This window comes from Flavobacterium aeripolare (assembly GCF_013294025.1).
Lineage (GTDB): Bacteria > Bacteroidota > Bacteroidia > Flavobacteriales > Flavobacteriaceae > Flavobacterium.
Genome location: NZ_JABSNL010000001.1, coordinates 458,152 through 481,210 on the forward strand (window position 1 = coordinate 458,152; position 23,059 = coordinate 481,210).

Below are 23,059 nucleotides of genomic sequence, written 5' to 3' on the forward strand. Positions count from 1 at the left end.
TGAATTGTAAAGAACTTCGGTTGTAGCTGTTGCAGAATCATCCACTGCTACTGGAGCTGAATTCGTCGGAATTATAGCATTCACCGTAATAGTTAATGTTCCTGTAGTAGTTACTCTTCCATCACTAACAGTATAAACATAAGTATCAGTTCCTATAAATCCAGTCGCTGATTGATAGGTGTAATTTCCATCGGCATCAATAATAATTTCTCCTCCTTGAGTGGTTGCAAATGTTCCGGCAGTAATAGTTAGAGTGTCGCCATCAGCATCAGTGTCATTCGATTGTAAAGTAGCAAGTGAATTGTACAACACATCTGAAGTTACATTCGCTGTATCGTTAACCGCTACTGGAGTAGAATTTGCTGGTATTGCAGCATTCACCGTAATAGTTAAAGTTCCTGTAGTAGTTACTTGTCCATCTCCAATAGTATAAACATAAGTATCAGTTCCTACGAAAGCTGTTGGAGATTGATAGGTATAATTCCCATCTGTACCAATAATGATTTCTCCTCCTTCTACTGTTGCAAATGTTCCGGCAGTAACCGTTAAAGTATCACCATCAACATCTGTGTCATTGGATTGTAATGTAGCAATTGAATTGTACAACACATCTGAAGTTACACTCGCTGTATCGTTCATCGCTACTGGAGCTGAATTTGCTGGAGCACTTACAGTGAACGTCACCGTTCCGGTACTAGTTGCTTGACCATCTCCAACAGTATAAACATAAGTATCAGTCCCTATAAATCCAGTCGCTGACTGATAGGTGTAATTCCCATCTGCACCAATAATGATTTCTCCGCCTTCTGCTGTGGCAAATGTTCCCGCCGTAACAGTCAACGTATCGCCATCAGCATCTGTATCATTTGATTGTAAAGTAGCAACTGAATTGTATAACACATCTGAAGTTACATTCGCTGTATCATTTACCGCTACTGGAGCTGAATTTGCTAAAGCACTTACTGTGAACGTCGCCGTTCCAGTAGTACTTGCTTGACCATCTCCAACGGTATAAACATAAGTATCAGTTCCTATAAATCCAGTCACTGATTGATAGGTGTAATTCCCATCTGCACCAATAATGATTTCTCCGCCTTCTGCTGTGGCAAATGTTCCCGCCGTAACAGTCAACGTATCGCCATCAGCATCTGTATCATTTGATTGTAAAGTAGCAACTGAATTGTATAACACATCTGAAGTTACAGTTGCTGTATCGTTCACCGCTACTGGAGTAGAATTTGCTGGAGCACTTACAGTGAACGTCACCGTTCCTGTAGTAGTTGCTTGACCGTCTCCAACAGTATAAATATAAGAATCAGTTCCTACAAAACCAATTGCAGATTGATAGCTGTAATTCCCATCGGAATCAATAATAATTTCTCCTCCTTCTACTGTCGCAAATGTTCCCGCTGTTACCGCTAAAATATCGCCGTCAGCATCAGTGTCATTCGATTGTAAAGTAGCAACAGAATTGTACAACACATCGGAAGTTACACTCGCTATATCGTTAACCGCTACTGGAGCTGAATTTGCTGGAGCAGTTACAGTGAACGTAACCGTTCCGGTAGTAGTTGCTTGACCATCTCCAACAGTATAAACATAAGTATCAGTCCCTATAAATCCAGTCGCTGACTGATAGGTATAATTCCCATCAGCATCGATAATAATTTCTCCTCCTTGAGTGGTTGCAAAAGCTCCGGCAGTAATAGTTAGAGTGTCGCCATCAGCATCTGTGTCATTTGATTGTAAAGTAGCAACTGAATTGTACAAAACATCTGAAGTTACACTCGCTGTATCATTCACCGCTTCTGGAGTGTTATTACAATCTAAACTCAAGCCTGAATCATTGGCAGTTCTAGTGTCAACAAAAGCACCATAAATACGTATAGTATTTAGAACACTCGCTACAGCAGCTGAACTAATCTTGATTTCGTCATAACGTTTAGTTGTTTTGAAGCCAACATTATAACGTCCTGTAGAGGAACCAAAGATATCAATGATAACAGTTAGATCTAATAATTCTGTTCCAGTTCTAGATTCTTGTAAATTCCCATCTAAATAAGTGGTAATTTGTAAAGAGTTTAATAGATCTACAGCTAACAAACCATTACTATTTTGGATAGCAAATCCTGCAACGCTACCAATAGGAAAAGTATTTAAAATATCTTTGATCGCTATAGAAGGTTTATTAAGAACTCCAACAGCTGTACTGATAGTTGCATAGTCTTTGGTACTATTCGAAATTACATTTTGAGTATCACTAACAGAACATCCTACACAAGCCACACCATCTATTCCGGTATTTTGACTATTTATAATTACAGGAAAACCAGTAGCACCTTCATTTAAATAATAGGTGGCATCACATTGAATAGGTACTGAACAAACCTTTCTGACAAAAGCATTATACACTTTAACTATTCCCACATTTACTCCCAAGATAGGATTACTAACAACCAATCGTACTTCGTCAAATTCTTGAGTTGAAACAAATCCTATAGTTGAACGGTTACTTCCAGTCAATAAAACGCTATTAACCGAAATCAATCCTGAATCACTAGAAAACGTCTCTGTTTTAACGCCATTATTATATGCTTCTATCGAATAGCCTTTCAGCAGGCCTACATCTAATAACGAGGTACTTTCAATATTAAAACCAGCATAAGTTCCTATGGGATAGGTTTCAAGAACATTTTGTACAGCAATTGAAGCACTATAGTCTAATGCTCCAGCAACTAAATTTAGTGTTGCGAAATCTGTATCACTTTCAGTAAGTATTGCATCAGAGTTGCTTACCGAACTTCCAACAGTCAAAACGCCAGAAATTCCCGTATTTTTACTATTAACAACTACTGGAAATGCAGGATTTGTAAGTTTCGTTTCAGTATTACAGGTTAGATCAGCACCAATGCAAAATCGTTCTATCACCGCTCCATATATCTGGGAAGTAAATAATACACCTACAATAGAAGTATACTCGATTTTAATTTCGTCAAATTCTTTTGTAGTAACAAAGCCGAGAATAGCGTTACCACTACCGTCAATTAAACTAGAGTTTATACCTATAGTGGATGTAACTGCTGGGTAAGTTTCTTGTGGAACTCCTTCTAGGTAAGTAATAATATCCACTTTAGCAGCTACCGAAGCTTGCAAAAGTCCAGCAGCACCAACTTTGAAACCTGCAAATGTTCCTGCAGTATAATTAGTGATAACGTCCTTGACAGCAACTGCTCCCTTAGTACCAACACCTGCAGCTATTGTGAGTGTAGCAAAATCTGAAGTACTCGCCGAAATTACATTATCAGTATTATTAACTGAGCAACCAACACATAGTCCAGTCAAAAATCCCGTATTTGCAGTACTTATTGCAACTGGGAAATTAGGGTTAGTCCAATCTGTTTTTGTATTGCATTCGAAATCAGTACTACTTGGAGCAGAAAATTGTTGAATTATAGCATTGTACACACGGTAATTACTAAGAACATCTAAAAGTAGTGATGTGTACTCAATTCTAATTTCGTCAAAAGCCGAACTTGTTATAAATCCTATTGTAGCTGTTCCGTCTGCGTTTAAAATATTTGCATTAATACGCACAAGAGAATTAACCGCGTTATGTGTCTCTCTCAAAACACCATTTTGATACGTTCTAATTGTTACACTAGCACCTAAAGATGCCTGAATCAAACCAGCAGTTCCTATTCTAAATCCAGCATATGTTCCAGCTGCATAGGTATCGTTCGCATCTTTTACGCTTAAAATGGCATTACAACCTAGTCCAGTGAAATTAATATCAGTGAAATTATTAAAATTACTATCGACGAGGTTACCTACATTTGCCACATTACCTACACAACTTAGAAATTCACTAACGTCATCTGTAACAGTGGCTTGCAGCTGATCGAATACAGCCCCATTCACTAAGGGTACTTTTACATTAGCTGGCGGACTTCCCGGATTAATTGTCGCAATACCGCTATTTAAATTCGTTTTAAAAGCGTGTGCTTGTGGTCCTAATAATAAGAGTAGCAATAATGCAAAGGCAAAACCCAATGACTTTACTCCATTAAAACTGACCTTTTTTAAAGTAGAATTACTCATAAAAAATGTTTTAAATTATAAAAAATATCGTGGTATTTGTATGCGTATTGTTGGTATTTAAGGGAATTTAGCCATTAAACAACACATCAATAAGTCAGAGATTGACAACTATGATTGTATTTGTACTAGTTTGTAACTAAAAACCGTATGAAAAGTATTGTTCAAAATACTATGTAAAAGCTATTGCAAAAAGTATAACATTTTAAATAATGTAATTTGGAGATATAAATTCATCCTTTAAAACTAGCTCCGTTTAAAAAAATGAAATTGGAATAGCGAATTGTAAAGAGGGATGTCGCATTCGAACTTATCTCTTTTTAAACTAAGAAATAAGCGAATTAATTGTTCGTACTTAATGAAGGACAGTAAATATCCAATGTACTTGTAAGAAGTACAACCTATTCTTTTTTTGGGGGCAAAAAACGTCATAGTGCTTTATTTATATGTTAATATATAGGTATAATAGTAGGTTTATTACAATAATGACAAAGTTAAAAATAGTAAAATATATTTTAAAAATTGATATATGTCAATGATAAATCCATATTAATTATCATTCGAAAATAAAAAAGTCTTTTAAAATCTTTAAAACTATTGATTAACAAACTCTTATAAAACCCTATTAATTTATGTACGTAAACATCACCCAAGTGGATTTAAAAATTTCAAAAAAAAGATAAAATTTAACATAAACTAGATTATTCTTTCTGTTTTTGTACTACTTATAGCATATAATTCAGTCAATTTTAATATATTAGCACTTCCAAAAAACCAAAACTACATTAAATCGTGAAAGAAAAGCTACAATTACACAAAATGCAGCTCAAACGGGCAAAAGAAGTACTCGAAGTTCTTGAAGTACAGAAAAACCAAATAAATTTAAAATTAGAAAGCAATCCCTCTTGCCCTGTCTCTAATAAAGATTTAAGATTAGTATTACTAGATATTAGGATCACATTAAATGAAATAGAACAAGCTAAAAGTGACATTGAAAACACACAGGCTGAAATTTTGAAGGTTGTTTAGAAATTATAATTCTGATCCATTATAAAAAACCTGAAAAAGCATAGGTATTGATTTTTATGCTCACTACTTTGATAGGTTGCTATATTAGATAAACTATAAATCGCGAATTTTCTTAGAAAAATATCGTTCGCCCATTAATATGACAATTTTATAAGATATTAACTTTAAAATATAACAAAAAATTAGCTGATAAAATTATTTATACTTTAATAAAATTAAATACTTTTGCAGCTTAACTCAATTAACTAATTTATAATGAAAAAATTAATTTTATTCCTTACTGCTGCAGTAGTATTTACTTCATGCAATAAAGATAAGTACACTATTTCAGGAACTGCTAAAGGAATTGAAAATGGTAAAACCATTATCGTTGAAACACAAGATGCTAACGGTATGGGAATGATAGCTGTTGATACAGTTAAAGTTGAAAACGAAAAATTTGAAATTGAAGGTAAAGCAGTAGAGCCTATTTTCCATACATTACAAGTTGAAGGTGTTCAAGGAAAAGTACCTTTCATCTTAGAAAATGGAGATATTACAGTTGTTATCGACAAAGACAGTATCCAAAAATCAAAAGTTTCAGGAACATACAACAATGATGAGTACGTTAAGTTTAACGAAGAAATCAAAGTAGTTCAAAAGAAACTTATGGACTTTCAAATAAACAACATGCAAGCTATGAATACGGCTCAGCAAAACAAAGATACTGCTGTTATTAATACCTTAATGCAACAGTTTTCTAAACTTCAAGAAGAAGTAGCTGTATCGTCAAAAGCAAAATACATTAAGTATGCAGAAACGCACCCAAAATCTTTAATTAGTGCATTGATTCTGCAAGGAATGGCTAACGACCCATCTGCAGATAGCAAGAAAACAGAAGCTATATACAATAGTTTTGATGAGTCTTTAAAGAACACAAAACCGGGTAAAGAGATTAAAACAAAATTAGACCAAATGAAATCGCCTACAACTGGAGCTGCTGCACCTGCTGTTGGTGACGCTAAATGAAGATCAGATTTTTCAGCGCCTAATCCAGAAGGTAAAATTGTATCTTTAAAAGAGAGTTTAGGAAAAGTTACAATTGTTGACTTTTGGGCATCGTGGTGCGGTCCATGCAGACAAGAAAACCCTAATGTAGTTGCCATGTATAATGAGCTACATAGTAAAGGTTTAAACATAGTAGGGGTTTCACTAGATAAGGATGCCGCTAAATGGAAAGAGGCTATTGCTAAAGACAAACTTACATGGACTCATGTATCAAACTTAAAATTTTGGGACGAACCAATAGCTGCACAGTATAAAGTGGAAGCAATTCCAGCTACTTTTATATTAGACGCTACTGGTAAAATTGTTGCAAAAGACCTAAGAGGAGCCGAATTAAAAGCTAAAGTCTTAGAGTTGCTAAATAAATAAGATAGATTTAAACACTTCTATTTCACTAAAACCTCCCTTGCGGAGGTTTTTTTTATTTCAAAAAGTCACACACTCTTTTACAAATAATCTTATTTCTTATCAGCGATACGCACTCCTATGTACTAATTCATTCCAAAGACACTTTGAAAGACTATTTATAAGATGCGAAAAGCCTTTGAAACTGCTGCAAAAGAAGACATCTAGACAGCAAACTTACGTTCATTTCTAAAATATTTTATTTTTATATTATTCACTTCCAATAGATTAAAAATAATATCAAAAATAATCAAAAATTAACTCCAAAATTTGTTTGTAGAAACGAAAAGTGTTCCTATATTTGCCACCGCTAACAACAACAACAAACGTTGTTATCAAAGGCCTCGGGGAGATACTCAAGCGGCCAACGAGGGCAGACTGTAAATCTGCTGACTACGTCTTCGTAGGTTCGAATCCTACTCTCCCCACTATAAGGGATGAAGATAAGAAAGTGAAAGCTTTTCAATATTTTCAAAAGTCCTCAAAAATAGTGTTAAGCCTGCAAATCTAACGATTTGCAGGCTTTTTTCATTTTCTGCACCTAGTCAAAATTTATAAAAGCGCTCAAAGTTTCTATGGCACAATCGTGGCACATTTGCATTTTTAAAAAAGTGCCACAGAATATCATCTAAAACCCCATTAACAAAGGGGTTAACGTGCTTAACGACTTGATTTTAATAACTTATAATTCTACATTTATTAACCTTAAAAGTCGAATTATGTTAGAAAGCAGTTTTGGGCTGGTTTTCTTTTTGAAAATCCCCCGCAATGAAAATAAAATTAGAACTATTTATCTTCGAATCACTGTAGACGGAATTCCTAAAGAAACATCTACAAAACGGAAGTGGGATATCTCACGTTGGGATCAAAAATTAGAAAGAGCAACTGGTTCGAAAGAAGATGCCAAATCTATTAACTTCTTCTTGGATTCTCTTATTCTTAAAATTAATCAATATAAGACTGAGAACATGTATAGCGGTAAGCTTATAACTGCTCAAAAAGTTATGGATTACATTTTGGGTAAAAATACTACCAGAGCTAAAGTACTTGAAGAGTTCCAAAAACATAACGATGAAATGACGGCTCTATTGGGTAATGGATACGCAAAAGGAACTCTAGATCGTTTCACTATTACTATTAATCATTTAAGATCTTTTATTCGACTTAAATTTAATGCAGAAGATCTTGAATTTTCTGATTTGAATCTCGCATTTATAAAAGACTTTGAATTTTACTTACGATCAGTTCGTAATTGCAGTAATAATACGACCTTAAAATATATTGCTAACTTTAAAAAGATAGTACTACGTGCTATTGATCATGAAGTCATTTTAAAAGATCCGTTTAAAAACTTTAAAGGTAAAAAATCAAAAATTATAAAAAAACCACTTTCTACTCAGGAATTATATGAGCTAGAAAGGCACTATTTCAGTACTGATCGGCTTAATGTAGTCAGAGACGTTTTCGTTTTTCAATGCTACACAGGACTAGCTTATATCGATGTGTATCAACTAAAGAAAACTGATATCAAAGTGGGTATTGATAAACAATCATGGATCATGTCTGAAAGACAAAAAACAGGCTCTTCAACTAATGTTCCTCTCCTACCTCAAGCACTAAAAATAATTGAAAAATATAAAGATCATCCGCTTTGTATACAACGTGGCAATGTCTTGCCTGTAGCCTCTAATCAAAAAATGAATGAATATTTGAAAGAGATCGCTTTACTGTGTGCTTTCCCGTTTACTCTCAATACACACATGGCTCGTAGGACCTTTGGAAGTACCGTTACGTTGCAAAATAACGTCCCAATCAATGTTGTGAAGGAAATGCTTGGACATTCCTCTGTAAAGCAGACAGAAGCGTATGCTATAACGGAACAAGTTACAGTTGGACGAGAAATGGCATTACTTAATAAACGGATAAATAAAACGGATCCTGTCATGTGTGAATCAGATCTAGCCATCCTCTCTAGATTAGAGAAAGAAATAAAAAAGATCAAGCAAAAGTATAACCTTTCTTGAAATCAAAGCAAATACTGTTTATTAACCAGAAATAAAGACTCCTAAAACATATTTATTCATATCACAAAAAAAGGTTGCTTCCATCATGGAGCAACCTTTTTGTCTATTAGACAGACTTCACTTCTAACACCTGGATGGTAGGAAGGAAAATATTCAATGTATCCTAAATTCTGTAATTCTTTGAAATACTTATGATAGGTCGGTAGTGTATTAATATGGGAAAGTGCCATGATTTTGCTTCGACTCACTTTAATATTTTGTATCTGCCCCTGCTTGTAGCCCAAGCTTACTATAGCTAGCAAAAGAGCGAAGTGCCAAACGTTTAGTCTAGGATCTTCCATATAAATTAGGAAATAATTCATCAACCGATCTTCTTTAAGTTTATTTGCTTCTTTCATCTGTGAAAAGTTTTAGAAGATCAGCCTTATTATAGTAATATGAGCCGACTATTTTCTTAAAACGTACCTTTTCGGTTACTCGTAGGTTTTGAACAGATCCTGGTGACATATTCATCAATTTTCTGACTTGCCTACTTTTGATCCATTCTTGCTCCGTTACGTCGCTATGACCTTCTTTCGTCTGTGTTATTAAGTTTCCAATATTACCTAGTAATTCCAAACCAAATTGCCTTAAATCCTCTTTTGTTACCATATCATTCATAATCTCCAATTATTAAAAATTTAAACAATAAATACTTTTAATCTTCAATCTCGAATAACTACTTACTATGCTCATGATTTTATTGAGATAGAAAACTATTCACAAATCCTTTTATGTAAATCATAATGCAATAAATAGCCCAATTTTAGTTATTTTTCTCTAAAGTATATACTTAATACATTTCATATATTCAGCTGATCATCAATGGTTTTATTTGTCTTTAAATGGCCGTTTAAATACTATTTATAAAAGGGCTTAAAACTTTCAGTGAAAATTATACATTCTTTGAAAGCGATTCATACTTCAATTAATTTGCAACCAATTCAGATCCTCAAAGCACATTTATACCTTCGCTATGCTACAGTATAAAAGAGCTTTTAGGATACGCAGCAAAGAATCTTGAAAATTAAAGCCACTAACTACGTATAATTTTCAAGATCCTTTTCCATGGCTTATTTAGCCATAATATTACTTCAAACTATTAGCTGATTAGTACCCTCAAACAGTACTTTTAGTCGAGTACCTTCTTTCTTTACCATCACAAATAATACACAGGACAACCTTGCTTCCATCCTATCTGTATTCAAAAGCCAGTATGCTAATTGTCCCATTTCAAGAGCAAAGGTATACTAGTGTTTTTAACGCAAAAAAAAGGTCTTGCCCTACGGGTTTATCAAAAAATCTCCATCCGCCGCGGCGAATAGTATTTATTTGATAAAACCTTGTTTTTGCTAAACACTAACCTTTTATGCTCTCGAAACGAAACATAACATACTCCGACTCTTTGGACGAATAAAAAAAAATGTCAACAATGAAATGTATTACAATTTATATTGGATTTAGAGTGAAACAAAACAGCTCCTCCTCTCATTACCAAATAAATTAATTTAAAAAAAAATAATCCTAAAAACAGAAAATCATGAACATCATCGGAAGATTAATAAAGGATGCGGAAATACACAGAACCACGCAAGACAAACAAGTAGTGAATTTTTCTGTAGCCATCAATGATAGCTACAAAAATAAGCAAGGCGAACGCATAGAGCAAACAAGCTATTTTGATTGCTCCTACTGGATAAGTCCAAATGTTGCAAAAATAGTCACCAAAGGCGCTTTAGTCGAGCTTACAGGTAGAGTAAGTGCAAGAGCCTAGACAGCTACTAACGGAGAATTAAAATCAAGTTTGAATTTTCATACATCGACAATAAAATTGCACGGAGGTAGTAAGAAAATTGAATTTACACAAGGAATTACAAAACAGGATAATACAAAGATCATCACACCAGAACCTGTTGAAGATTTACCATTTTAACACTAAACACATAATAATTTTTTCAACTTTTAAAACTTTAAAAACTTTAATATCATGGCACACAATCTAAATTTCAACGAAAGAACGGGACGCTATTCATTTTTTAGCGTACAAGAAAAAGCTTGGCACGGCTTAGGGCAAATAGTAACAGACTATCCGACAAGTGCAGAAGCAATTAAACATGCAGGACTTGACTATGAAGTCATAAAAAGTCCTCTTTATTCCAAGGTATCAAACGTAATTGATTCTAATGACTGTTTAGCAATTAGAGACAATGAACTAAAAGTGCCTAATTATTTTGCCACTACCCGTACCGATAACAATACTGTTTTGGGTGTAGTCGGTAAAGAGTATCATATTGTCCAAAATCGTGAAGCATTTGGTTTCTTTGATGCTATTGTAGGTGGAACAGATGGAATTATGTACGAGACTGCAGGCGCATTAGGTAATGGAGAACGCATTTTTATTACAGCAAAATTACCTAACTATATTCGTGTTGGTAATGGTGATGATGTTACAGAAAAATATATTTTTCTCACGACTTCACACGATGGTAGCGGCAGTATTACTGCAGCTTTTACGCCTGTTAGAATTGTTTGCCAAAATACACTAAATGCCTCTCTTCGATATATGAGTAATGTAGTAAGAATTCGCCACACTTCAGGAGCAAAACAACGTTTGGAAAATGCGCATAAAGTAATGGGATTAGCAAATGAATTTAGCAATCAATTAGAAAACATTTTTAATAATTGGGCAAAAGTAAAAGTGAATGATAATGAGGTTAAGAAAATGATACAACTCGCAATATGCCCTAACAAGGAAACGTTACAATATCTCCAAACTGGAAATGATGCTGAATTGTCCACCGTATTTAAAAACACGGTTGAAGATGCTTTTGCCTACGCTATGACAAGCGACTCACAACAAATGAACACCACAAAAGGAACTTTATTTGGCGCTTACAATGCTGTAACAGGATACTATCAAAATGTGCGAAGCTATAAGGACAATGAAGCAAAATTGCAATCTATTATTTTGGGAGGTACTGCACAATTAAAATCTCAGAAGGCATTTGAAATCTGTACTAATTTTCAAAATATGGGTACAAATTGCTTTAATTAATATTCCCTTTTAAAACTATAGACGGCCCACTTTGATAGTGGCCGTCTATTTTTTATAAGTCTAATTTCTTTGTATTACTGAATACATTTGTTGCAATGTCGAACTTCAAAAAGACCTTCCCTTCCAAATGATCGGGAAAATCTTTTTGAAGAAACTAGTTGAACCACTTCAGAAAAAAGTAATCAGTACGCAACGCTTCCATCTATTTTTTCTGAAAAGGTTCGAGTTAAATGATAGGATATTCTTTATCCTATTACTTATTATCGCCTTCATTTCTTTCCACAAAAGCGTAAAAAGAAAAGAAGCAAAAGAATGCCGCCTTATTATTGCAAATTTTCTACTTTGATTTGAGCTGGTTTCTTTTCGCTTGACTTCGTTTTTGAATAACTCCATAACATGAGTAGTCCAAAAATAATTAATCCAATGGAAATCCATTTGGTCACTCTTTCAAAGAATGTTATTACTACTAATTTTTCGTAACTGGAAAACCCTTCTCCCCACTAAAAGGGATTAAGATTAAAAAATGAAAGTTTTTCAATCTTTTCAAAAGTTCTCAAAAAAAGTGTTAAGCTTGAAAATCCAACGATTTGCAGGCTTTTATCATTTTCTGCACTTTGTCAAAATTTATAAAAGCACTCAAAGTTTCTATGGCAGAGTCGTGACACATTAGTATTTTTCAAAAACACACATTAAAATATGAGTTAAACTCTTATACACACAGAGATTAACGTACTTAACGACTTGATTTTTTGAAGTTATAATTCTACATTTATTAACCTTAAAAGTTGAATTATGGTAGAAAGCAGTTTGGTGTTTATTATCTTTTTGCCCCTCCCCGCAATGAAAGTAAAATTAGAACCATTTCTGTTAGAAGTACAGTAGATGGGATACCTAAAGAAACATCTTCGAGATGCAAATGGGATGTCTCATGTTGTGATTAAAAATAGAAAGAGCAATCGTAACTAAGGAATATGCGAAAATTATTAATATGTTCTTAAAGTCTCTTACGTTGAAAGTTAATAAGTACAAAACCGCTAACATGTATAGCGGAAAGCAAATTGCTTCTCAGAAAGTGATGAATTACATTTTGGGTAAAAATGCTACGAGAGCCAAAGTAGTTGAAGAGTTCCAAAAACATAATGATGAAATGACGACTTTTCTGGGTAAAGGATATGGGAAAGGAACTCTCGATCGTTTCACTATCAATAGTAATCATTTACGAGCTTTTATTCGACTTAAATTTAATGCTGAAGATCTTGAATTTTCTGATTTCTTTTCAGCTGCTAGCAACTATTTTAATTTTTCATCCTGCTTATTTTATTGTAATCTAAAACTACAATGTAGCTTCCTTTTTTTTCGATTAAGCCTTCGTTTCTAAACTCCGTTAAAGTTCTGCTAACCGTTTCTGGAGCTGTACCAGACATGGCCGCAAGATCATCTCGCGTTATTTTAATGCTGTTCCCTTGAACCTCATCTTCAAATATGAAAATTTTAAGCAGTGATTCTGCTACTCTTTTTCGAACAGATTGGTAGGCTATCAATAATAAATGGGTGTCCTTTGAACGAATTTCATTCGATAAAATTTTAATAAATTTCTCGGCTACATCTGGATACAATTTTATCAGTTCTTCAAATTGTTCTTTTGGAAAAAAACACAATTCGCTATCTTCAATTGCTGTTGCTGTATCTGTAAAAGTCGCATGACAAAGAATGGTGTTAATTCCCAAAAAATCATTGCATTGATAAATACCCGTCATCAGCTCCCGGCCATCTTCAGCCATTTTTACCGTTTTAATCTTACCTGAAATAACGAGGTAAATTCCAACAGCACGATCACCTTCATAGTGAATAACTTGATTTTTTTTAAAAGGTCTGCGAGCATGCGTATCTATTATTTTTTTAAGTTCAGCTATTCCCTCTTTACTAGAACTTCCCGTTACATTCGTACCAATAGTATCTTTATAAAACTCTTGTTCTACTTTTTTTTTATTCAGTCGGCTCTCTATTGCTTGCAACAGTTCAATATCATCAAATGGTTTGGTCAGGTAATCGTCTGCTCCCATTTCCATCGCTTTTCTTAAATCTGGTCGCTCTGACTTTGCTGTAATAAATATAAATGGAATTGTGCTTGTTGCTGGATTTTTATTAAGCAAATATAAAACGCCGTAGCCGTCAAGCTCAGGCATCATAATATCACATAAAATTATGTCTGGCATGTTAAAAATTGCAGACTCTACTCCTACTTTACCATTATTGGCTTGAAAAACGGTGTACCCGCTCAAAGTAAGTATTTCTACAACGTTCTCTCTGATGTCATTGTGATCTTCTATAATTAATACTTTGCTCATAATAAAGGAAATTTTAATGTAAATAGTGTTCCGTCCTGCGTGTTACTTTTAAATTCAGCTGTACCATTCATCAAAGAAACATAGCGACTAACGATATTTAATCCTAGCCCTGTTCCTGGAATGCTACCAGTATTGTGCGCTCTAAAGAATGCCTGAAATAAATATTTTTGTTCCTCTAATGGAATACCTATGCCATTGTCGTGAACAGATAAAATACAGTATGAATTCGTAATCTCTGTTACTAAATTAATACAACATTTATCACCAGAATATTTGATGGAATTAGTAATTAAATTAATTGCACAATTTTTTAATAAATTGATATCTAAGGACACCATGGTTTCTTTACCTAAATGCTTATAATTAATTTTCTGCTTGGCTTTTGCCAATAACTGCATCTCCTCGGTTACTTCTTTAGAAAATGTGGTTAAATCGAAACTCGTTAAACTAACCATCATTTTCCCTACTTCTAATTTTTCGACATAAAGAAAATCATTAAGAATAGCGGTTAAATTCATCACCGAATTTTTAATCTTACTCACATGTTTACTGATTGGATCGCTTTTAAATGGTTCGGCATACCTTTCAATCAACGAAGCAGAAAGTTGCACCGTACTTAGTGGCGTTCTAAATTCATGTGAAGCCATCGACAAAAATCTATTCTTTAATTTACTAAGCTCCTTTTCTTTTTCTAATGAAATACTGACTTTTTCTTTAGCTTTTTCTAAAGCAAAAATCGTATCATTAAGCGACTTAGTCCTAACTTCAACTAATGCCTCCAACTCTGCAGCATAATTTTTAAAACGTTCTTCGTCGATTTTCTGCTGGGTGAGATCATGTATAAATCCTGCATACATTGTTTTTCCTGAATATTGAACCTCACTGACTCCCAGTTTCATTGGAAATTCTTGTCCCCCTTTGCGTAATCCTATCAGTTCTCTACCAGTGCCTATTATACTTGGCTTTCTTGTGTTTTTATAATCTCCTAGGTAGCCATCATGTTTTTCCTTATCGTTTGAAGGCATCAGCATAGCTATATTTTGACCTATAACTTCTTCTTCTAAGTACTCAAATAGAATACAACCCGCGGGATTAATAGATTCTACAATTCCTTTTTCGTCAATAGTGATGATTCCATCCAAAGCATTTTGCACAAGGGCATATAAAAGAGCGGCGTTGTTCATCTAATTTTTGATCAAATTATGATGATCTGGATAAAGAACGACTATTTAAACTCAGTAAAGGAATTAGGTGACTTTAATGACAGCATAACTCGCACGTACTCTTTATTTTGATATAAAAAGAAATAATTAGGGTATTTTCTTTCAAATTAATAAAGTCTTTAAGTCGGTGATACATCCTTTTGATTTATAAAAGTGATTTACATCATAAAGCTAGATGTTTTTCGTCACGACTAATGATGCGCTTTTATCGCTCCTTTGCCATTATCAAATAATACAGTCTATGATCTCGTATAAAACCCTCCCAGTACACCGACTTCTTCTCAAAGAAGATGCTGAAATATTAACCATTTTTCAAACAGCATTAACACATATGGGGTCAAGAACTCCCATTTCTTTATATCGAAATATAGAATCATGTCTGCAAAATTTGAAAGAGATGCCTATTATGGACACTCCTATTTTATTTTTCTACTTAAATAAAAATGTGCAAAAATGTACCAAAGAAATCGCAACTATTAGAAAAAACTTAAAAAGTAAAGATCTCTCTATAATAGTGTATGATTCCAAGGCGTCCTCTTTTGATGAAGATATACTAGAGGCAGGAGCCAACATCTATATCAAGAAATCAAATAATATTATAGAGCGTAATAAAGTGTTGCAGCAAGTAATTAATAGAAACTGGCAATTTGAACAAGGCCGGTATAATAGAGAAACGTATTTTTTATCGGTTTAATTAAATTTTTACCAATGATCGAAAGTAAAATTTGAAAGACTGATCCACGTCATTTCGGATAACTTTTTATTTCTTCAAATTTGTAAACAGCGGCATTTAAAAGAAGAACCACAAACCCTGTAACAAACTCAAAATAATTATGGAAAAGGCAAACATGGATAGCTTAGTAACAATATTGGCATATGTAGAAAATTTAGGATTTACATCCCAATTTGAAGTAAATGGGAAAACGCTGATTTCGCTCAAAACCAATAATCATTTTGAACCTGAACAGATAAAAATAGTTCATTTTTATCGCTTTGAAGGTGATTCAAGTCAGGACGATAGTTCGATTATGTATGCCATTGAAACCGATAATAACGAAAAAGGAACTTTGATCGATGGTTACGGAACCGCATCTGACACATCAACTGCCGATTTCATGCGTGCTGTCACCCACATTCAAAAATAGTGGTAATCGTTCATCATCTTTAAAATAAATTATATGAATTCAAAAAACAAACTGTCCTTTGTCTTTCTTGTGGTATTAGTCAACTTTAATTTTTTATTGGCACAACAGCGAGATAGAACCTCATCTACAGACAGCATTTCTAATTACTCTGCGTACAAAAGAGCCTTAAGTTTTGGTGGTGTTATGCAAACGCGATATGTATATTCAATAACTGATAATACTGATATTGACGGTAAAAATTATATATCAAGTGATGAAACGGCTATTACAAACACCTTTACAGTTAAAAGAGCCAGAATACTGGTTAAGGCCAATATTAATGATCACTTTTCAGCGAATATATTAGTGAACCTAGCAGATTTCAGTGGGAATCCTACCAATAAAGTCTTAGAGAATGCCTATATCAAATACAGTCAAAGCAACTATTTTCATGTACAGGTAGGACAATTTCGCCCCTCTTTTGGTGTAGAAGATGCCCTCTCAGTAGATGTTATTCGAACTCTAGATTTTTCAAATCAATACTACTCTTTCGGTAAAAATGGCTGGCAAAGTTTTCAGATAGGGATGTCCGTTTTTGGAGATCTGACTAAGAAAGGAGATTTGCGTTATTTTATGGGCGTGTATAATGGTAATAATAAAACCCAGAAAAGTGACGATAATAACGGCAAAAATGGGTACTTAAGATTAGAAACTGATATAGTCAAAAATTTCACCCTAGGCGCAAATGTCGCCACAGGAAGCATCGCTACCAGCGGTACAGGATATGCTTATGGTGTCGATCTAACAGCTAGATTACCCTTGTCTGATAAATTTCAGCTTTTGCTTATGGCTGAAGCAAAAACAGGGTCTAATTTCCTAGAGTATAATGGGGCACTTGCAGATAACACGGTAATAATAAAATCAGCCTTATCAGACTATAACATGCACGGGTTTTATTTTCTCCCTACCCTCAAGTATGACTTACAGAGTAAGCGAATTCGTGCGATAGAATTCTCCTCTCGCTACGAGTATTTAGACGAAAGTTACAAAATGGACAGCAATGCCCGTCAAACCATCATTCCTAATCTTAGTTTAATATTTGCTGACGATTATTATGCAGCATTACAAATGGGAGTATCAATTGATTGGTATAAAAACGAAATACCCTTAACAACAACAAATAACCATAATCTGGCCTACGTTCAATTACAAATCCGATTTTAACACATAGCGAAAACATGAAAGAGATTAATTTTAAGTCCTTACTTATAACAACGATTATCGGGCTGACCATTTGGTTCATACCTGTTCCAGACGGAGTTCAGCCGAATGCCTGGCATCTTCTTGCCATTTTTATTGCAACCATTGTTGGTATTATTTCAAAAGCAGCATCTATGGGAACGATGGCTATCATAGGAATGACTTTATGTGCAACCACACAGGTTTTAGCTCCAGGTGATCCTAAAGCTTCGATTGTAAATGCCCTTAGCGGCTTTGGTAACTCGACCATTTGGCTTATCGGTTTGGCTTTTTTTATTGCGAGAGGTTTTATAAAAACGGGATTAGGTACTCGAATTGCCTATAACTTTATAAAGATCTTTGGTAAAAGCCCACTAGGATTGGCTTACGGTCTTAATACTGCCGACTTGATATTGGCTCCAGCTATACCTAGTAACACGGCAAGAGCTGGTGGAGTTATTTTTCCTATTATGAAATCCATCGCAGTAAATATGGGTTCGATCCCAGAAAAACCGGAAACGCATCGTAAAATTGGTGCATTTTTAACCTTAAGTAGTTACAATGCCAATATGATTACATCGGTTATGTTTTTGACAGCTACAGCCAGTAATCCTATGGCACAAAAGTTTGCCGCTGATCAAGGAATTGTAATTACTTGGGGAAGCTGGGCTATCGCTGCTGCCGTACCAGGATTAATATGCTTTTTACTAGTACCCATATTTCTATATAAAGTATTTCCGCCAGAACTGAAAGAAACGAAAGAAGCACCTGCCATTGCAGCGAAGCAACTTTTAGAAATGGGATCAATATCTAGTAAAGAATGGCTTATGGTCGCTACTTTTATTATCCTGCTGGTACTCTGGATTTTTGGTAATCTTTTTTCTATTGATGCCACTACGGGAGCATTGATCGGACTTTGTATTTTGCTATTAAGTAGGGTGCTTACTTGGGATGATGTAAAGTCAGAAAAAGGTGCATGGGATACTATCGTTTGGTTTTCATCATTAGTAATGATGGGCTCGTATCTTAATTCATTGGGTTTTGTAGGATGGTTTGGTAATTTGGTTGGTAATGAGCTTTCTGGCCTAAGTTGGCAATTAGCTTTCCCTCTTATAATAATCGTTTATTCTTACTGTCACTATATGTTTGCTAGTGCCACCGCACAAGTAGCTGCCATGTACTCTGTTTTTTTAGCAGTAGGTATTGCAGTAGGAGTTCCAGGAACTATGTTAGCTATATTTTTGGGTGCGTGTGCCACTTTGATGGGCTCTATTACACACTATGCGCATGGACCTGCCCCTATCTTTTTTGGAAGTACTTATGTAGATTTAAAGGATTGGTGGAAACAAGGCTTTTTTATGAGTGTGTTGTTTCTATTGGTTTGGTTCTTAATCGGAGGCGTTTGGTGGAAAGTAATTGGTTTATGGTAAGAAAATTAGTTCCCGATAGAAATATTTACAAAAACAGAATATGAAAACAACCACACTTCAATACAAACTAATCATGGCTGCCACGGGATTATTCTTGTGCTTCTTTTTAGTCATACATCTTTTAGGAAACCTGCAGCTATTGTTACCTGCAGCTCGTGCTCAGGAACAATTTAACTGGTACTCCCATCTCTTATCTGGAAATATCTTAATTAAAATAATCTCTTGGGTTTTGTACCTCTCTTTAATAAGTCATGCTGTATATGCATTGCTTATTACTCGAAAAAGTAAAAAAGCAAATGCAAGTAGTTATTATTATGATAAACGCAAAGTGTCAAGTCCATGGAGCAGTCGCAATATGGGAATATTAGGAACTATCATTTTGATTTTCTTAGTGATTCATTTTAAAGATTTCTGGTATGTGTATATGTTTACCGATCTACCACTAGATGCTGCTGGCAACAAAGATCTATACACTATTGTTATTGCAACCTATGATCAACTTTGGTATGTACTAGTTTATGAAGTTTCATTTTTAGCTCTAGGATTTCATTTACTACATGGCTTTTTTAGTGCCTCACGTACATTTGGTCTTTACCATCCTAAATATGTAAAAGCCGTCAAAGTTTTTGGTTGGATCTACACACTATTGATCACTTTGGGTTTTATGGCCATTCCGCTATACATCCATTTTATAAAATAAATATCATGATGAATTCAAAAATACCAGAGGGAGCAATCAATGAGAAATGGAATAACTACAAGGCAAAAGCGCAACTTGTAAACCCAGCTCACCGTAAAAAACTAAATGTAATTGTCGTAGGCACCGGTCTTGCCGGGGCATCATGTGCAGCCTCCTTGGCAGAGCAAGGGTATAGCATACAATCTTTTTGCTTTCAAGACTCCCCTAGACGTGCACATTCAGTGGCAGCTCAAGGTGGTGTTAATGCTGCAAAAAACTATAAAAACGATGGAGATAGCGTATTTCGCATGTTTTATGACACCATCAAAGGAGGTGATTTTCGCTCTCGCGAAGCAAATGTCTATCGATTAGCAGAATGTTCTGCAAATTTGATTGATCAAGCAGTGGCACAAGGAGTTCCTTTTGCAAGAGAATATAGTGGCTACCTAAACAACCGCTCTTTTGGAGGCGTACAGGTATCACGAACGTTTTATGCTCGCGGGCAAACGGGGCAACAACTAATGTTGGGTGCCTACCAAGCGTTCATGAGACAAGTAGGAAAAGGAAAAATAAAGTCTAACACGCGCCATGAAATGTTAGAACTGGTGGTGATTGATGGTAAAGCAAAAGGTATTATTGCTCGAAATCTTGAAACTGGCGTTTTAGAACGTCACGTAGCAGATGCTGTCGTGCTAGCAACGGGAGGGTATGGAAAAGTTTATTACCTTTCTACTCTTGCTATGGGATGCAATAGTTCTGCGATTTGGCGTGCGCATAAAAAGGGAGCTTATATGGCTGGAGTAAGCTGGATTCAGTTTCACCCTACCTGCCTTCCTCAAGTGGGAGCAACACAATCTAAATTAACCTTAATGTCGGAATCATTGCGAAATGATGGTCGCATTTGGGTACCTAAAAAAGTGGGAGATGATCGAATACCAAACGACATTCCAGAAGAAGAACGGGATTATTATCTCGAACGCCGCTACCCTACTTTTGGTAATTTGGCACCTCGTGATATTGCCTCGCGTGCGGCTAAAGAACGAATTGATGCTGGTTGTGGCATTGGCCCAATGAAGAATGCGGTTTGCCTTGACTTTTCTAAAGCCATTGCAGAACAAGGCAAAGACGCTATAGAAGCCAAATACAGCAATCTATTTACTATGTATTTGAAAATAAATGGCATCGATGCTTATAAAGAACCAATGCTTATTTCGCCAGCGGCACATTTCACAATGGGCGGTTTATGGGTAGATTATAATTTAATGACCACTATTCCTGGTTTATTTGCACTTGGTGAAGCTAATTTCTCTGATCATGGTGCCAATCGACTTGGTGCCAACTCTTTACTTCAATCTTGCGTAGATGGTTATTTTATATCGCCTTACACAATACCGGATTATTTGGCAGGTGAATTAAAAAATGCCAAAGCCACCACTGAAGATCCCGCATTTATAGAAGCGGAAAATGCCGTTAGAAAGCAGTTGAACCAATTTTTAAATACTGATGGACATCTTTCTGCGGATTATTTCCATAAAACAATAGGCAAATTATTATATGACAAATGCGGTTTATCTAGAACCAAAGAAAGCCTTGAACAAGCCATTATAGATATTGGTCAACTAAGGATTTCATTCGAAAAAGATTTAAAAATCACTGGAGACGACACCTTAAATAGTGAACTCGAAAAGGCTGGTCGTGTAGCTGATTATCTAGCCCTTGCCGAATTGATGTGTTACGACGCGCTACAAAGAGAAGAATCTTGCGGGGCGCACTTTAGAGAAGAATTTCAAACTCCAGAAGGAGAAGCATTGCGTAATGATGATGACTTCTGTTATGTGTCTGCATGGGAATTTAAAGGTAAAGAAATAGCACCGGAACTGCATAAAGAACCTTTGGTGTTTGAAGCTGTCAAACTAAGCGTAAGAAGTTATAAATAAAAGAAAAGAGAAAAAGCATGAAATTACACTTAAAAATATGGAGACAGTTGAACGCTGCTTCAAAAGGAGAAATGACTGACTATGAAGTAAATGAGGTGTCTGAACAGATGTCTTTTTTGGAAATGCTTGATATGCTTAATGAATCATTAATACAACGTGGGGAGCGCGTGATCGAATTTGATCACGATTGTCGCGAAGGTATTTGTGGTCAATGTGGTATTATGATAAATGGTAGAGCACATGGTCCTTTAACGCACACTACAACGTGCCAACTCCATATGCGAAGTTTTAAGGATGGAGACACCATTTATTTGGAGCCATTCCGTGCGGCAGCTTTCCCCATTTTAAGAGATTTAAAAATTGATAGAAAAGCTTTCGACTCGATTATCGAAGCTGGAGGCTACATTTCGGTAGCGACAGGACAAGCTCCAGAGGCTAATAGTATACCCGTGAGTTATGGAGCTAGCGAAGCATCTTTTGATGCTGCAGCTTGTATAGGTTGCGGCGCATGTGTGGCCACGTGCAAAAACTCTAGTGCGGCCTTATTTACTTCGGCAAAAATAAGTCATCTCGTTCAGCTTCCTCAAGGAAAACTGGAAGCAGCAAATCGAGTACTAAGCATGGTTAGTCAAATGGATGCTATGGGTTTTGGGAATTGCTCCAATACAGAAGCATGTGAAGTAGAATGTCCTCAGGATATTTCAGTTCTCAATATTGCTCGAATGAATTATGAATATAATAAAGCATTGTTACTGCATAAATAAAAAACATTCGCACAATGTCAGTAGTGCCACCAAATCGCTTGTATTAAGCAAAATCAAATAAATAAAGTAACATGAAACACATCCTAATTTACATTTTGTTTGTTTTAACGGCAGCGTTAGTAGTACTTAACCGTTATACGTCACTCTATATCAATAGTTCCATTTTACACTTTATAGTGTTATTTATTGCTGCATCATCATTTGTAATAATTATAGGCCACTTGTTTGGGAAATTACGAATTGATAAATCAATATTAATCACTTTTCTAATTATAGGAGGCATCACGTTGGGTAAGGCGTTTTTTACTTGGGAAGGAGACTGGAAAACTCAGACTGTTATTTATAAAAACAGTCAAAACGGAAACAAAACAATCGAGTTTCAACTGAAAGCCAGTAGGTTTGCTTTTGGGTATAGAGAGCGTATAATTGAACGTTTAAAAATAATACCACTTATCGATTGGACAACCGCTGTTGATACTACTGCCTTAGATAAATCAACATGGAAAAGAGTAGACATCAGAATAAATGAGTTGAACTTACCTATGGAACCTGGTAATTAAAAATCTAAATCACTAGTTGTAAAGGTCTACATGGCTAAAGCTATTTCATATTATACGTACTATT

At 35.1% G+C, this 23,059-nt stretch carries 17 protein-coding genes, 1 tRNA gene and 2 pseudogenes; 15 read left to right on the top strand and 5 right to left on the bottom strand.

Annotated elements, in window-relative coordinates; genetic code table 11:
- A partial coding sequence (locus HNQ00_RS01910; RefSeq protein ID WP_173836545.1) for a beta strand repeat-containing protein occupies positions 1-4,098 on the bottom strand: 4,098 nt, incomplete at its 3' end.
- A gap of 789 nt (positions 4,099-4,887) precedes the next feature.
- On the opposite strand from HNQ00_RS01910, the gene HNQ00_RS01915 reads away from it, so the two are divergent.
- The 5 genes and pseudogenes from HNQ00_RS01915 (at position 4,888) to HNQ00_RS01935 (ending at position 8,597) form a co-directional block, all read left to right on the top strand.
- Positions 4,888-5,124 (top strand): hypothetical protein, encoded by a 237-nt coding sequence (locus tag HNQ00_RS01915; protein ID WP_173836546.1) that lies wholly within the window; start codon positions 4,888-4,890, stop codon positions 5,122-5,124.
- Positions 5,125-5,379: 255 nt separating this feature from the next.
- Positions 5,380-6,132 (top strand): DUF4369 domain-containing protein, encoded by a 753-nt coding sequence (locus HNQ00_RS01920; protein WP_173836548.1) that lies wholly within the window; start codon positions 5,380-5,382, stop codon positions 6,130-6,132.
- Positions 6,133-6,150: 18 nt separating this feature from the next.
- A pseudogene (locus tag HNQ00_RS01925) lies at positions 6,151-6,537 on the top strand (peroxiredoxin family protein); the annotation flags it as partial.
- 382 nt (positions 6,538-6,919) lie between these two features.
- Positions 6,920-7,001 (top strand) — tRNA-Tyr (locus tag HNQ00_RS01930).
- A 291-nt stretch (positions 7,002-7,292) separates the two neighbouring features.
- Positions 7,293-8,597: a site-specific integrase gene (locus HNQ00_RS01935; RefSeq protein ID WP_173836550.1), complete on the top strand. Its 1,305-nt coding sequence runs from the start codon at positions 7,293-7,295 to the stop codon at positions 8,595-8,597.
- Between the two features lie 83 nt (positions 8,598-8,680).
- Here HNQ00_RS01935 and HNQ00_RS01940 read toward each other — a convergent pair whose 3' ends face one another.
- Positions 8,681-8,995 carry a hypothetical protein gene (locus HNQ00_RS01940; RefSeq protein WP_254598421.1) on the bottom strand — a complete coding sequence of 105 codons (315 nt, stop codon included), beginning with the start codon at positions 8,993-8,995 and terminating at the stop codon, positions 8,681-8,683.
- A complete protein-coding gene (locus tag HNQ00_RS01945) occupies positions 8,979-9,257 on the bottom strand; it encodes a DNA-binding protein (RefSeq protein ID WP_173836552.1) in 279 nt (92 codons plus the stop codon). Before HNQ00_RS01945 ends, HNQ00_RS01940 begins: the two co-directional genes overlap by 17 nt.
- Before the next feature lie 919 nt (positions 9,258-10,176).
- On the opposite strand from HNQ00_RS01945, the pseudogene HNQ00_RS01950 reads away from it, so the two are divergent.
- Together HNQ00_RS01950 and HNQ00_RS01955 are read left to right on the top strand one after the other, a co-directional pair.
- Positions 10,177-10,569 (top strand): annotated as a pseudogene (locus HNQ00_RS01950) (single-stranded DNA-binding protein).
- A gap of 54 nt (positions 10,570-10,623) precedes the next feature.
- A complete protein-coding gene (locus tag HNQ00_RS01955; RefSeq protein WP_173836554.1) occupies positions 10,624-11,691 on the top strand; it encodes a DUF932 domain-containing protein in 1,068 nt (355 codons plus the stop codon).
- Between the two features lie 1,295 nt (positions 11,692-12,986).
- On the opposite strand, the gene HNQ00_RS01960 is transcribed toward HNQ00_RS01955, so the two are convergent.
- Both HNQ00_RS01960 and HNQ00_RS01965 read right to left on the bottom strand, forming a co-directional pair.
- Positions 12,987-14,039 carry a response regulator gene (locus tag HNQ00_RS01960; RefSeq protein ID WP_173836555.1) on the bottom strand — a complete coding sequence of 351 codons (1,053 nt, stop codon included), beginning with the start codon at positions 14,037-14,039 and terminating at the stop codon, positions 12,987-12,989.
- Positions 14,036-15,223 (bottom strand): PAS domain-containing sensor histidine kinase, encoded by a 1,188-nt coding sequence (locus HNQ00_RS01965; RefSeq protein WP_173836558.1) that lies wholly within the window; start codon positions 15,221-15,223, stop codon positions 14,036-14,038. The genes HNQ00_RS01960 and HNQ00_RS01965 overlap by 4 nt, the downstream gene beginning before the upstream one ends.
- Positions 15,224-15,503: 280 nt before the next feature.
- Here HNQ00_RS01965 and HNQ00_RS01970 point away from each other — a divergent pair, with 280 nt between their 5' ends.
- From HNQ00_RS01970 to HNQ00_RS02005, 8 genes are all read left to right on the top strand, one after another.
- Positions 15,504-15,956, top strand: coding sequence for a hypothetical protein (locus HNQ00_RS01970; protein WP_173836560.1), 453 nt, complete (start codon positions 15,504-15,506; stop codon positions 15,954-15,956).
- 139 nt (positions 15,957-16,095) lie between these two features.
- A complete protein-coding gene (locus tag HNQ00_RS01975) occupies positions 16,096-16,407 on the top strand; it encodes a hypothetical protein (protein ID WP_173836562.1) in 312 nt (103 codons plus the stop codon).
- Positions 16,408-16,503: 96 nt separating this feature from the next.
- Positions 16,504-17,610: a porin gene (locus HNQ00_RS01980; protein ID WP_173836564.1), complete on the top strand. Its 1,107-nt coding sequence runs from the start codon at positions 16,504-16,506 to the stop codon at positions 17,608-17,610.
- Between the two features lie 14 nt (positions 17,611-17,624).
- Entirely contained in the window at positions 17,625-19,055 is a 1,431-nt protein-coding gene (locus HNQ00_RS01985; protein ID WP_173836566.1) for an anion permease, read from the top strand.
- Positions 19,056-19,095: 40 nt separating this feature from the next.
- The gene (locus tag HNQ00_RS01990) at positions 19,096-19,755 is read left to right on the top strand and encodes a succinate dehydrogenase cytochrome b subunit (protein ID WP_173836568.1); all 660 of its coding nucleotides are present in this window, start codon (positions 19,096-19,098) and stop codon (positions 19,753-19,755) included.
- Positions 19,756-19,757: 2 nt separating this feature from the next.
- Positions 19,758-21,671, top strand: coding sequence for a fumarate reductase/succinate dehydrogenase flavoprotein subunit (locus tag HNQ00_RS01995; protein ID WP_173836642.1), 1,914 nt, complete (start codon positions 19,758-19,760; stop codon positions 21,669-21,671).
- 17 nt (positions 21,672-21,688) lie between these two features.
- On the top strand, positions 21,689-22,435 hold the full coding sequence (locus HNQ00_RS02000) for a succinate dehydrogenase/fumarate reductase iron-sulfur subunit (protein WP_173836570.1): 747 nt from the start codon (positions 21,689-21,691) through the stop codon (positions 22,433-22,435).
- A 71-nt stretch (positions 22,436-22,506) separates the two neighbouring features.
- The gene (locus HNQ00_RS02005) at positions 22,507-22,995 is read left to right on the top strand and encodes a hypothetical protein (protein ID WP_173836572.1); all 489 of its coding nucleotides are present in this window, start codon (positions 22,507-22,509) and stop codon (positions 22,993-22,995) included.
- The last annotated feature ends 64 nt before the right edge of the window (positions 22,996-23,059 follow it).